The organism is Mycobacterium toneyamaense (genome assembly GCF_055384815.1).
The window spans coordinates 69,586-83,045 of sequence record NZ_AP040333.1 but is presented as its reverse complement, the minus strand read 5'-3'; the positions used below and the strand labels follow the sequence as shown (position 1 = coordinate 83,045).

Below are 13,460 nucleotides of genomic sequence, written 5' to 3'. Positions count from 1 at the left end.
ACAAACCCAACAATCACAAGGAGAAGCAATGCCCAGCAAGACCGTCACCGTCGGATCCGCCATCGGCCTGCACGCCCGTCCGGCGGCCGTCATCTCCGAGGCCGTCATCAATTCCGGTGCCCAGGTCACCCTCGCGGTCGACGGCGGGGAACCCGTGGACGCCGGCTCGGCACTGATGATCATGACGCTCGGGGCAGGCAACGGAGCGCAGGTGACGGTGGCCTCCGACGACGAAACCGCCCTGGCCACCGTCGCTGACCTGGTGGCACAGGACCTCGACGCCTGACGGGCACGGCTCGGGGTCACTCCCAGCAGCCACAGAAAGCGCACAGAGCCCCCACTACGCACCACTAGTATGAATTCGTGCTACATGCGTATGGGGAGGGCATCGCGGTTCGCGGCGGTGTCGTAGCGGGAAAAATGTCACGGGGGACTCGGAACATCACGAGCGGTCGTCCCCATGGTGGGGGCGGTTGCTCGTGCGTCGTCTAGCCGCCGTAGCTGCTGCGTTGCTGCTGGCTGTCGCCAGCGCCCCGCCCGCACTCGCCATCGAACCGCCGGCCATCGACCCCGGCGCCGTCCCGCCCGACGACACCGGCCCCGATCAGCCGATGGAGCAGCGCAAGATCTGCTCCGCACCGACCGTGCTGCCGAACACCAACTTCGCCGACAAGCCGTGGGCAGCCGACTATCTGCACCTCGCCGAGGCACAGAAGTTTGCGACGGGAGCAGGCGTCACCGTCGCCGTCATCGACACCGGCGTGAACGCCTCGCCGCGGGTCCCCGCCGAGCCCGGCGGCGACTTCGTCGACAAGGGCGGCAACGGCCTGTCGGACTGCGATGCCCACGGCACCCTGACCGCGTCGATCATCGCCGGCCGTCCGGCACCGACGGACGCGTTCATCGGCGTCGCGCCCGAAGCCCGCATCCTATCGCTGCGCCAGACCTCGGAGGCATTTCAGCCGAAAGACTCCCGCAGCGATCCCAACGATCCGAACACCACCCAGACCGCCGGGTCGCTGCGCAGCCTCGCTCGCGCCATCGTGCACGCGGCGAACCTGGGTGCACAGGTCATCAACATTTCCGAGGCCGCCTGCTACAAGGTGACCCGGGCCATCAACGAGACCGGCGTCGGTTCCGCCATCGCCTACGCGGTGAACGTCAAGAACGCCGTGGTCATCGTGGCCGCCGGCAACACCGGCCAGGACTGCAACCAGAACCCGCCGCCGGACGTCAGTGTGCCGTCGGACCCGCGGGGCTGGAAGCAGGTGCAGACCATCGTCTCGCCGGCCTGGTACTCGCCGCTGGTGCTGACCGTCGGCGGCATCGGGCCGCAGGGCCAGCCCAGCAACTTCTCGATGTCCGGCCCCTGGGTCGGTGCCGCCGCCCCCGCCGAAGGCGACACCGCACTGGGCTACGACGGCAATCCCGTCAACGCGCTGAACGGACAGGACGGCCCCATCCCCATCAACGGCACATCGTTCGCCGCGGCGTACGTCTCGGGCCTGGCGGCCCTGCTGCGGCAGCGTTTCCCCGACCTGACCGCCGCACAGATCGTCACCCGCATCACCGCGACGGCACGCCATCCCGGTGGGGGAGTGGACAACTACGTCGGCGCCGGTGTCATCGACCCGGTGGCGGCGCTGACGTGGGACGTTCCCGCCGGCCCCAAGCAGGCGCCCTACCAGGTCAAGAGCATTCCGCCGCCGGTGTACATCCCGCCGCCGGACCGCGGGCCGATCACGATGGTCGTCGTGGCCGGTGCCGCGCTGATCGTGCTGCTCGGCCTGGGTGCGGTGACCCGCCGTGCGCTGAGGCGCCGATGAGGCACTTCGGGCTCCGCTTCACCACGGGGCACCTGCTGTGGGCGGCAACGCTGGTGCCGGCGGTCGTGCTGCTGTGCATGCATTTCAATCTGCTGTGGCTGGGCATCACCCTCGGTGTCCTGATCGCGCTGTTCTCGGTCCTCGCCATCCGCGGGCGGCGGCTGACAGGCTGGATCGCCGCGATGTTCGCCTGGCAGCGCCGACGCAAGGTCGCCCCGCCGGCACCGTCGGAACCGGCCGTCGGCGCGACGGTCATGCCCGGCGACCACGTCGCGGTGCGCTGGCTGGGTGACCACCTGGTCTCGCTTGTCGAACTGGTGCCGCGCTCGTTCACCCCGACCGTCATCGTCAACGGCGAGGCCTTCACCGACGACAACCTCGACACCCGACTGGTGGAGCAGCTGCTCGCGGCGCACGCACCGGATCTCGAGGCGGACATCGTCTCGGCCGGCTACCGCGTCGGCAAGACCGCGCCCTCGAGTGTCGTCGCGCTGTACGAGCAGGTGGTCGGCCCCTACGCCGCCCCCGCCAACCGGCGGACCTGGATCGTGTTGCGCGCCGACCCCGACGAGACCCGCCGGTCGGCCCTGCGCCGCGGCACCGGGGTCTCCGGCCTGGCCAGCTACCTGGTGGCGACCACCACCCGCATCGCCGATCAATTGGCCAGCCACGGCATCGACGCCCGCCCCGCCCGCAGCTTCGAGGAGTACGACCGCGCGACCGCGATCAGCTTCGAGCGCGAGACGTGGTCAACCATCAAGGGCCGCAGCACATTTACCGCGGCCTACTCGGCACCCGGCGGTCCCAACATGTGGTGGTCGGCGCGCGCCGACCACACGATCACCCGCGTCCGGGTCAAGCCGGGTCAAGCGCCGACGGCGACCGTGCTGCTGACCACGCTGGCCACGCCGACGACGCCGCGCGGTTTCTCGTGTCTGTTCGGTGGCCAACGCGCCGCGCTGGAGGGGCTGAGCCCGATCACCGACCGGCACTACGAGCTGCCGATCGGCTCGGCCGGCGTCCTCGTGGGGGAGACCGCCGACCGCTACCCGGTGTACATGCCGTTCGACAACGTGGACTCGACGATCAACCTCGGCGACGCACACGTGTTCACCCAGTTCGTGGTCCGCTCGGCGGCGGCAGGGGCCGTCGTCACCTTGGCGCCGCAGTTCAAGGAATTCGCGGGGTTCATCAACGCCCGGATCGGGAACGTTCCGAAGGTGGTGTGGCCCAACGCCACCACCTACCTCGGTCCACACCCGGGTATTTCACGAATTCTGTTGCGCCACAACTTCATCGATACCCCGCGCCACCGTCAGCTGCCCATCCAGCTGATCAACCCGCGCGAGGAGAGCCGGTTCCAGATGGCGCTGGAGAAGTGAGGGGGAGCAAGTAGATGGCTGGAAAACTGAAAGTCTCCTCGGAGACGCTGAACGCCAAGGCCGCTGAAGTCGACGTAGACCTGCCGACCTTGCCGCCGGCGCCCAATGCGCCATGCGAGTTGACCATCGCGCAAGAGGCCACCGGTTTCCTCAAGAACAACCTGCAGCAGCTCGACGCCGCACTCAAGGCTGGGCGGGCTCAGAATCGGCGACTGGCGGCCTGCCTACGGGCGGCCGCCGCGGCTTACGACGCTGCCGACGCAGCCGGGAAATCCGGCATCAATGCCACCGAGCTGGGCGCTGGCGGTGGTGCACCGATCACGCCCAACCTGCCCCCGGCACCAGCCCCTTCAGACCCGGTCGGCAGCTTGCCCTGGATGCTCGAATCGCTTGGCGGAGCCGAATCGCACCCCAGCAATCCCGGCATGGACTGGGAGGTGGCCGCCAAGCAGATCAACGGCGGCGACCAGGGCGCCTCGATGATCGAGTTCGGCGCGAAAATGACTGCAGTGGCAGCGAAACTGGCTGAACTGAACGGCAAGTTCAACATGGCGGGCGTCGAGTGGGAAGGCGACGCTGCCGAAGCCGCGGAGACGGCGCTGAAGGACTACTCGACGTGGCTGACGGCGATGACCGCGGCAGCGAACAACCTGGCCGTCCAGGCCATCGAACTATCCACGATCCATGGCGGCAGGCGACCCGAGCATCCCAGCATGCAGGACGTGGCGGACTACGAGAACGCCAGCGTGCTCGCGACAGTCGGTCAGGCGGCATACGACTTCTTCACCGGCCACGCCACCAAGCAGCAAGAATCCGACACCGTACGAGCCAAGTACGCGCAGCAGGCGACGATCCGATCCCTCGTCACCCCGCCACCACCCAACTTCGGGTCGAGCCCGTGGCCGGCCGTCAAGCCGGGAGACGTGGCGAAGAAAGACGGCAACGGCACAGGCGCGCCCCAAGGACCTGGTGGAGGTGGACCATCGGCCGGTGGCGGCGGTGGCACCCCGAGTGGTGCGACGCCATCGATTCCGGAGTCGCCGAGCGTCAGCCCGGCTTCTGCCGGTGAGCAGAAGCCCGCAGGCGGCGGATCACCCTCTGGCGGTTCACCTTCCGGTGGCGGCTCGCCGTCAGGCGGCTCCGGACAGGGTTCACCGAGCGGTGGCATGCCCGGCGGCTTGGGCGGCGACAAGCCGGAGATGCCGAGTCTGCCCGACGGCCCCGGCGTGAGCCCGGCGTCCGCGGGCGGCGGCGCGGGCGGCGGGTCCGGAGGCGGTGGCGGTGGGCTGGGCGGCCAGCCCATGCAGCCGGCAGCCGTCGCGCCCGCGGTGGGTGCCGGTGGTGCGGCAGCCGGTGGCGCCAGCCAGGCCGCGGGCCGCCCTCCGGTCGGCGGCGGCGGTATGGGTGGCGGCATGGGTGGCGGCATGGGCGGCCACGGCGCTGGCCGCGAAGGCGGCAAGGAGAAGAAGCGCAACGCGAACCTGTCGCCCGACGAGGTCCTGTACAAGGAGGACCGGGCCTTCACCGACGGCGTCATCGGACACCGGCGTCGCACCAAGATCGATGACAAGAAGGACACCAAATGATCGAGATGCACCCCGAGGTCGCTGCGGTTCTCCAGCAGGCCCAGCGTCTGCAGTCGGTCATGGACGAGCAGCTCGCCAAGATGAACACCGAGTCGTTCACCGCGACCGACGAGGCCAAGACCGTCGAGGTCACGCTCAACGGCCACCACTGGCTGACGGACCTGTTCATCGAGGACGGCCTGCTGCGCCTCGGCGCGGAAACCGTCGAAGCCCGCATCAACGAGGCCTTGGGCAACGCGACGGCGAAGGCCACCGAGTCCATCAACGCCGACCGGGCCCGCCTCAACGAGCTCGTCGCCGAGATCACGGCCGGTAATCCGCCCGCCCAGCCGTAGCGGTCACTGAATGAAGATCGCCAAGCTGGCCGCGGCGACCGCGGCCGTGGCACTGTTGGCCGGCTGCACCACGGTGACGACCGGCGATGCCACGAAAGACCCGTCATTCAAGCCGGGTGACGCCATAGTCAGCCTGCTGAACCCGGGCAACTACCCGACGGTGCCGAAGCCCGGACCAGCCATGAAACCCGGGCCCGAGAGCGGCCGGATTATCGACGGCGAACGCATGGGTGACTACGTGGTCGGGCCATGGGAGATTGACCCGCAGCTACTGCACGTCGGCTTCACTTCGACCGGTCTGTTGTTCAGTGTCGTATCGCTCCTGTCGCCCGAGCTCGACCAACTGGCGCAACAGCACCACTTGATCTACGGATTCGGCTCCGGCCGCCACACGGACGTCGACGCCGACCACCTCCGCAAACTGCAGAACACCGTTTTGCGCTTTCCAAGCCCCGACGAAGCGGCTGCCGCAGCATCTGGTTTCTACACACGGCACCCGGGCATCCACGATCCCTCGACGAAACTCAATCTCCCGATACCCGGACATCCGGAATCGCAGGCGCTCCAAGTCACCATGCCTGATGGAACGTTCGCCACCTCGATCATCTCCCCGCATGGCCCATATGTGTTGATTCAAAGCGGCACAGCACAGGAAAGCCCCGGCGTTTCATTGCAACTGGCGACCAAGTCGTTAGACCTTCAGGCAAGTCGAATCGACAACTTCAAGCCCACCGATCCCAGTCAGTTCGCCACCATGCAGACCGATCCAGAAGGACTGTTGAGCAGGACGGTGCCCACCAAGGAACACAAGGCAAACCAGGGCTTGTGGGGGCCACGCGGCCTCCTTCATTTCGAAGACGACCCAGTCCAAACCGCCGCGGCATTGACGGCAGCCGGCGTCGACGTCATCTCGGTACGCGGTACCTACCTCTACCGGGCCAAAGACGCCACGACCGCGGCGCAGCTCGCGCAGAAGCTCGCCGAGCCTGGCGGTAGCAGCCCCAGCGAACCTGGCCCGACCGTACCCGGACTCCCCGCGGCCAAGTGCCGGGCGATCAATTATGCGGAAGTGAAAGCGCTTGTCTACGACTGCACCGCGTCATTCGATAGGTGGGTGTACGTGGCTTCCTCGTTGCAGCCGTTCGACGCCACACAACGAATGGCATCCCAATACCTGCTGCTGACCGCGAAATAGCGGCACCTGGTTCAACTCGCGTTCGGCCGCCTTCAGGCCGTCCGGCCGTTGCCGCGGCGGGCTGAGGCACTCAGGCGCTCGAGTGCGTACAGTTCGCGGAGAGTCACTGCGCAACGCAACGGGGAGCCGGCGCAGTCGGGAGACGATGGGGAACGTCATGAAGACCGCCAAGTTGGCCGTAGCGACGGTCGCAGTGGCACTGCTGGCCGCCTGCACAACGATAACGAACGGCGACGCGACGAAAGACCCCTCGTTCAGGCCTGGTGACGCCATCGTCAGCCTGTTGAACCCCGGGAACTATCCGACGGCACCCAAGCCCGGGCCCGCGCTGAAACCAGGCGCCGAATCTGGACGCCTCATCGATGCCGAACGGCTTGGCGAATTTGTCGTCGGACCGTGGGAAGTCGATCCCACCCTGATCAGCATCGGGGTGAACGTGACGGGCGTATTTCTCGACGCCGACCGCCTAAACAGCGTCGAGCCCGGCCCGATGAAGCAGATCGCCAAAGATCATCAGCTGATCAACGGGTTCGGCTCAGGTCGTGGCACCATTCGCGGCGCGGATCACGACAACCAGTTAGTGATTCTGGTACTGCGATTCCCAACAGCCGACCTGGCCAACGACGCTGCCCGCCAATTCGCGGCACAGGCCCCGACAATAAATCCAGCCTCACCCAATCAACCGATATCAATTCCAGGACATCCCGAGGCGCTCGCGCACGCAGCCACCACGTCAGAGCGAAGTTTCACAGTCAGCTCCTATACTCCGCACGGGCCATACGTGCTGTATCAATACGCTTCGAGTGACGTAAACCGCGACACCGCAACACAATTCGTTGCAAAGGTGCTGGATATGCAGACTTCACGCATCGACAAGTTCCAGCCAACCGATCCAGCGCAGTTCGCCACCATGCAAACCGATCCCGAAGGCCTACTCAGCCGGACAGTTCCCACGAAGGAACACAAGAGCAATCAGGGCCTATGGGGGCCACGCGGCATCCTTCATTTCAGTGACGACCCGTTACTCACGAGCACCGCCCTGACACCAGCCGGCGTTGACGTCGTTTCGGTACGCGGCACCCATCTGTACCGGGCCAAAGACGCCGCCGCAGCGACGCAGCTGGCGCAAAAGTTCGCCGAGCCTGACGCCAAGAACCCAAGTGAACCTGGTCCCGCCGTGCCCGGCCTGCCCTCAGCGAAGTGCCAGGCAACCGATGTCGCTGACGTCAAAGCCCGGGTCTACTCCTGCGCGGCAGCGCTGGACCGGTGGGTCTATACGGCAGCATCATTGCAACCATTCGACGCCACACAACGAATGGCGTCCCAGTATCTGCTGCTGACTGCGAAATAATCGGACCACAATGACCTCGACCTTCAACCCCGGCGACATCGTGGCCGGTTACACCATCGAATCCGTCCTGGGTGTCGGTGGCATGGGTGTGGTGTACAAGGCCAAGAATCCCCAGCTGCCCCGCAGCGACGCGCTGAAGGTTCTCACCACTTCCATCCAGGGCGACGGCCAGTTCAGGGAGCGCTTCCTCCGCGAAGCCAATGTCGCCGCCACGCTCGACCACCCCAATATCGTCGCGGTCTACTCCCGTGGCGAAACCGAGGCGGGTCAGCTGTGGATCGCCATGCAATACGTCGCGGGCACCGACGCCGACCAGGAAGTCCGGTCCGGGCGGATGTCACCCGCGCGGGCGGCCCGCATCATCACCGAGGTCGCCAAGGCTCTCGATTACGCGCATCGGCGGGGCATCATGCACCGCGACGTCAAGCCCGCCAACTTTCTGCTGGCCAACGCCGAAGATCCCGGTGATGACGAACGAGTCTTCCTGGCGGACTTCGGGATTGCTCGCGCCTTTGATGACGCTGCGCACCTGACCACCGACGGCTCGGTCATGGCGTCCATCGCCTATGCGCCACCTGAAGCGCTCAGTGGGCAGCACGTCGACTCTCGAGCCGATATCTATTCGCTTGCCTGCAGCCTGTTCGTGCTACTCACCGGCCGGACACCGTATGGAGGACTGCCGGGTGGCATCGCCGCGATCGCGGCAGCACACGTGACAGGAGAGATACCGCGCGTCACGGATCGGGTGCCTACTCTTCCGTGGGCGCTGAACGAAGTCATCGCCCGCGGCATGGCGAAGGACCCCAACGCGCGCTACCAGACTGCCCGCGAACTCGCGGCCGCGGCCACCGCGGCCGTCGCGAACCCGGGCCCTGCGCTACAGCCGCCCAGTCGGCTACCGCCTCCGGGTTCGCAGTCATGGCCGCCGCGTCAGCCAACACCGCCCGATGGCGTATTGACTTATCCGAGCGGACAGTTCAGCGGTCCTTACCCGCCCGGCCCGCTGCCTGGCCAGATGGCGGCACCCCAACCTCCGGCTGCTCGACAAAAGAGTCCACGCAAGCGTCGAATAGTCATCGGTGCCGCCGGCGCCGCCGTGATCACCGTCATCGCGGTCGTCGCCTCCATCATGCTGATCGGCAAGCCCGACGCCCCGGCGTACACGGCGCAATCATTCACGCACGCCCACGGCACCACCGAAATCACAAAGGCGCCAACAGCTGTCGCCGCCTTGGGCCCCGGCGACGCCGACGCCGTGCTGTCGCTCGGCCTACAACCGGTGGCCATTGCCGGCGCAGGCACTTCCCTGCCCTCATGGTTGCAGTCCAAGATCACCGGAACCCCGTCGGTCAAGGACACCGTCGGTTTCATCGACACCAGCGCCATTCAGGCCGCCAAACCCGACGTCATCATCGCGACCGGCGAGATCGATGACGCGACCTACCAGCGCCTCGCCGCGATCGCCCCGACCGTGACTCAGCCAAAAGACACCAGCCGAGCATGGAACTGGCAGACCCAGCTCAAATGGATCGGCAAGATTCTCGGCCGCTACAAGGACGCCGACAACCTCATTGATCAGGTGTCGTCCCAGCAGACCGACCTGAAGAATCAGAATCCGAGAGCCGCGGGGAAGAGCGTCCAGGTGATCCACGTGTCGGACGATGGCGTCAGCCAGACGCTGACGCCGTCCAACGCGGCCGACTATCTCAGTTCGCTCGGCCTGAACTACGACCCCGAATTGCGTCGCAAGCCAGGCGACAATAGTTCAACCCGTTCGATGCCCGACCTTGGAAAATTGTTCTTGATTCACAGCGAAGTACTGGTCGTGGTCCGCACCGACAAAGCCGCCGGTAACGGTGGGGCAGCGGGGCTTCCCTACCAATTGGCCGCCTACCGCGGATCGATGATCATCGTGGATGACCCTAATAGCGTTGCAGCACTTGCCGATCCCGGCGGCTACCTGGCTACCGAGTATCTCAACGCCAACTTCGTTCCGCTGATGAGTGTCATCCGCTGATTCACAGGCCGGCGGCGATCTTCGCGACTAGGTCGCGCCCCTTGTTTGCCACGTTCGGAGCACATACCCGCACGTCAATGATCACGTTCCTGCGCGAACCCAATGCGTGCTGACATGGAACCCGGGTCCCGTCGCTGGCTGTCCCCGACACCGGAACGCTCGCGACGGAATCGACCGATTCAACTCTTTCCAACGCATACGTCAGGGGCACCCGACCACCCGTGACAGTCGCCTGCTGGTCCTGGCACGACCTCCAATGTCCGGTAGTCGCCTCACGAAAGCCCGCCGCCTCCGCGTCCGTCGAGAATGCGGCCACCACCTGCACCACTTGCGCATGCTGATCCCCGTGAAGAAGCTGCCCTGCGAAACCTGTTCGGCCGTAGTACCCAATGGTGTCGAGAGCCGGCATGACCGCTTCGAGACAGCGGATCGGTTCCACCCGCAGCTTCGTATCCGGTTTTCTGAAGATCGCCTCCGGCGTCATCGCGACGCCCACCAGGTCGCTGATCTCCGAGGGCGAGCCCAACAGCCTCGGCAGGCCGGCATCATCGATCGGTTTGGCTACAGCTGATGTCGACGTCGCCGGGGAAGCGGCACCTGTGGCCGTCGTGGCCGTACCCGACACTTTCCGGTCAGTGACCGAACAACCCGCCGCCACAACGACGACCGCTCCGATGAGCATTCCAGTACGCCAGGGATTCATCTGATCCTTCCGTCAGCTGACTTTGTCAGCGATCTGCTTGGCCAGCTCCGCCGCCTGCGTGCCGCCGCCCGGGCTGCACGCCAGCACGTCGACCACCACATCGGCCTTGGTGGTCAGCACGTGCTGGCAGCTGCGCCCCGGTTCGGTGAACTCCGCGGTGAGGGTGCCGTCGTCGGATGTGACCCCACCGACGGCCAGCTGCCGCGCCGGTCGGCCGTCGGCCGTGAACGTCACACCTGTATTCGCACATCCCAACCATGTCGCGGCGGCCGGAATCCGTTCCGCTGCTTGCGGTCCTGGATAGCCCACGGCATAAGCAACCATCCAGGTATTCGGGTCCGCCGGGTTACGCAGTTCCATACCTGACATCCCGGTGAACCCCGGGCCGAAGGTTGTGGCGCCACCTGCGTCCGCGACACCGGCGCACGGCGGGGGAGTGGCTGTCCCTGCTCGCGGAGTTTCCGCGGTGACGATGGTCGCGGTCGCCATCGGCGGCGACTGCATGGCGGCGCTCACCGCCTTGCCGTCGGGGAGCAGGGTCGCCAGGTCGATGCGGTGCCCCGGCGGCGCAACAGCTTTGGGTGGTGCTGTGGGTGCCGTCGGTTGCGTCGGCCGGTTTCCGGAGTCGCGGGTCACGTAGGTCATGCCGGCCACAAATCCCGCGGCCAGGACCACGGCGCCCACGATCAGCGCCGCTTTCGGCGCACCTGATTCGGCGCCGCAGCTCGGCAGCCGCAGCCGTCGGTACACCACGAATCCGGCAACCGCGCCCAGCAGCACCAGCACCCCGATATCCAGCGCCCACCAACGTAATTCGTGGTGCCACAGCTGATCGTCGACCGACATGAGCGGAGCAATCTTCAGCAGGTCGACCACGCTCGCCGACGCTGCGAAGCCCCACCGCCCCGGCAGGAACCACGATGCCTGATCCAGACCGACACGTCCGGTGACAGGAATCATGCCGCCGGAGAACACGATCGACAGCATGATGACGACGACGAGCATCGGCAGAATCTGCTCACTGGACCGCGCCACCGAGGACAGCAGCAGACCCAGGATCGCCGAAACAATTGCTGCCACAGTCAGACTCACATAGAAGTCGAGAGTCGGGCTGCCCAACAGCAAGGCACCCTGGGTGGGTGCACCTTTGCCGATCACCACGATCGCCACCACGATTGCTGTCTGAATGGCAGTAAATGCGCTGTAGACAACGATTTTGGCGGAAAGGTAGGCGGCGGCCGACAAACCGACAGCCTGCTCCCTGCGGAAGATGGTGCGCTCGCCGACCAGATCACGGATCGTCAGTGCGGTCCCCATGAACACTGCCGCGATGTTGGCGACGATGAGCAGTTGATTCGGTTCGTTGGGGGAGTGGCCTACAGTCGCCACCCCAAATCCGGTGTCCCCCGGCACGATCAGCGACATCGCGCCCAGGATGAACGGCAGTAGCAACAGGAAGGTGGTGTAGATCCGATCGGCGAAGATCAGCCGCAACTGCCGGCGCGCAACGGTGAGCAGCTGACGGCGGGTGCTGGTACGGGCCGGTGCACCGAGCGGACCCGCGGGCTCCGGCGGCGCCGCCGGTCGGTCGGCGGCCGGATTGTTCTGCAGGAACACCGCATGCGCCGCGTCGGGATTGGCCGAAACCCAGGCGAAGATGTCGGCCCAGTCTTGTGTACCCATCGCTGATCCGACCGCTTGCGGGGGCCCCGCGTACACCGTCTTGCCGCCGGGCGCCAGCAGCAGCACCTGATCGCACATGTTCAGGTACGTCAGGGAGTGCGTCACCACCAGCACCGTGCGCCCGGCATCGGCCAGGCGGCGCAGCATCTGCATGACCTGTCGGTCCAGCGCCGGGTCCAAACCGGAAGTGGGCTCGTCGAGGATCAAAAGCGATGGGCCGGTAAGCAATTCAAGCGCCACCGAAGCGCGCTTACGCTGCCCGCCCGAAAGCTTGTCCACCCGCTTGTCGCGGTGCGCAGCGAGCTCGAGCTCAGCGAGCACCCGTTCCACCACAGCGTGGCGGTCATCCTTGCTCGTGTCGGGCGGCAACCGGAGTTCGGCGGCATAGTTCAGCGCCTGACTGACGGTCAATTGCCGATGGACCACGTCGTCCTGGGGCACCATGCCGATCCGCGACCGCAACGACGCATAGTGGGCGTGCACGTCGTGTCCGTCGAAGGTGACCTGCCCGGACGTGGGTTTGGTGACGCCGCCGAGCAGCCTGATCAGCGTCGACTTGCCTGCGCCCGAGGGGCCGATCACCGCCGTGAGAGTGCCGGGCCGGGCGTCGAACGACACGTTGGTCAGCAGCTGGTGGCCCTCGATGGCGAGGCCGACCTGGCGTACCTCGATGCCACCGGTCGCGACCGCCTGCCGCGACTGGACCGCGGTACCTCCGGTGAACACCAGGTCGGTGTTGCCGACGGTGATGACGTCCCCGGGGCGCAGCGTGACCGCCTCGACGCGGTGACCGTTGACGAAAGTACCGTTGCCCGAGCCGTTGTCGTACAGCTGGGTTCCGGTCGGGGCGGGTATCAGGTAGGCGTGGATTCGGGAGGCCAGCGAATCGTCGACTCTGATGGTCGCTGTCGAATGCCGCCCGATGGTGACGGCGCCCGCGGGCGGTCCCGACGAGCGTTGTGGGGCGGCTGCAGGCGGGCGCGGCGGCGGAGGCGGCGGCTGCGGCGGAACCGGCCGTGGCGCTTGAGGGATCCGCTGCGTCGGACGCGGGGATGCCATCTGCGCCGGTGGCTGCCGGTACTTGGCGACCGGAATGACCTGGGTCGCCGTACGGAAGTGGAGCTGCGGCCCGTCCGGAGCTCCGACGGCCAGCACGAGGTCGTCACTGATGACGGCCGACGGCACGCGCATCCGATTGGCGAAGATTCCGTTGCGGGACTTGTCGATTGCCACCCACTGACCGACACCGGGGTCTACCCGGATGATCAGGTGCAACCGAGATACCACATGCTTGGCACCGGGGCCGGCGTCCGGGATCCTGACGTCCGAGGCCTCGCCGCGGCCGACGGTGACCTCCTTGCCGGGCGGGAAGGTGAACATGG

Annotated in this window: 10 protein-coding genes; 8 read left to right on the top strand and 2 right to left on the bottom strand. The window is 66.5% G+C overall.

Translation table 11 applies throughout. From position 1 onward, the window contains the following. Positions 1–28: 28 nt before the first annotated feature. The 8 genes from ACZ5IQ_RS00390 to ACZ5IQ_RS00355 all read left to right on the top strand — a co-directional run bounded on the left by ACZ5IQ_RS00390 (position 29) and on the right by ACZ5IQ_RS00355 (position 9,692). The gene (locus tag ACZ5IQ_RS00390) at positions 29–286 is read left to right on the top strand and encodes an HPr family phosphocarrier protein (protein WP_020099974.1); all 258 of its coding nucleotides are present in this window, start codon (positions 29–31) and stop codon (positions 284–286) included. A gap of 193 nt (positions 287–479) precedes the next feature. Beyond that, positions 480–1,826, top strand: coding sequence for a type VII secretion-associated serine protease mycosin (gene mycP / locus ACZ5IQ_RS00385; RefSeq protein WP_212807863.1), 1,347 nt, complete (start codon positions 480–482; stop codon positions 1,824–1,826). Beyond that, complete coding sequence (gene eccE, locus ACZ5IQ_RS00380; RefSeq protein WP_212807862.1) at positions 1,823–3,208, top strand: type VII secretion protein EccE; 1,386 nt, start codon at positions 1,823–1,825, stop codon at positions 3,206–3,208. Before mycP ends, eccE begins: the two co-directional genes overlap by 4 nt. A 14-nt stretch (positions 3,209–3,222) precedes the next feature. Then, positions 3,223–4,794 (top strand): PPE domain-containing protein, encoded by a 1,572-nt coding sequence (locus tag ACZ5IQ_RS00375; protein WP_212807861.1) that lies wholly within the window; start codon positions 3,223–3,225, stop codon positions 4,792–4,794. Beyond that, positions 4,791–5,129: a YbaB/EbfC family nucleoid-associated protein gene (locus tag ACZ5IQ_RS00370; protein ID WP_212807860.1), complete on the top strand. Its 339-nt coding sequence runs from the start codon at positions 4,791–4,793 to the stop codon at positions 5,127–5,129. Before ACZ5IQ_RS00375 ends, ACZ5IQ_RS00370 begins: the two co-directional genes overlap by 4 nt. 10 nt (positions 5,130–5,139) lie before the next feature. Then, positions 5,140–6,324, top strand: a complete 1,185-nt coding sequence (locus ACZ5IQ_RS00365; RefSeq protein ID WP_212807859.1) for a DUF7373 family lipoprotein — start codon at positions 5,140–5,142, stop codon at positions 6,322–6,324. Between the two features lie 157 nt (positions 6,325–6,481). Beyond that, complete coding sequence (locus ACZ5IQ_RS00360; protein WP_464480632.1) at positions 6,482–7,675, top strand: DUF7373 family lipoprotein; 1,194 nt, start codon at positions 6,482–6,484, stop codon at positions 7,673–7,675. Between the two features lie 10 nt (positions 7,676–7,685). Further along, positions 7,686–9,692, top strand: a complete 2,007-nt coding sequence (locus ACZ5IQ_RS00355; RefSeq protein ID WP_212807857.1) for a serine/threonine-protein kinase — start codon at positions 7,686–7,688, stop codon at positions 9,690–9,692. A gap of 1 nt (position 9,693) precedes the next feature. On the opposite strand, the gene ACZ5IQ_RS00350 is transcribed toward ACZ5IQ_RS00355, so the two are convergent. Both ACZ5IQ_RS00350 and ACZ5IQ_RS00345 read right to left on the bottom strand, forming a co-directional pair. Further along, on the bottom strand, positions 9,694–10,374 hold the full coding sequence (locus ACZ5IQ_RS00350; protein WP_212807856.1) for a sensor domain-containing protein: 681 nt from the start codon (positions 10,372–10,374) through the stop codon (positions 9,694–9,696). Between the two features lie 33 nt (positions 10,375–10,407). Then, positions 10,408–13,458 carry an ATP-binding cassette domain-containing protein gene (locus ACZ5IQ_RS00345; protein ID WP_212814468.1) on the bottom strand — a complete coding sequence of 1,017 codons (3,051 nt, stop codon included), beginning with the start codon at positions 13,456–13,458 and terminating at the stop codon, positions 10,408–10,410. Positions 13,459–13,460: the final 2 nt, after the last annotated feature.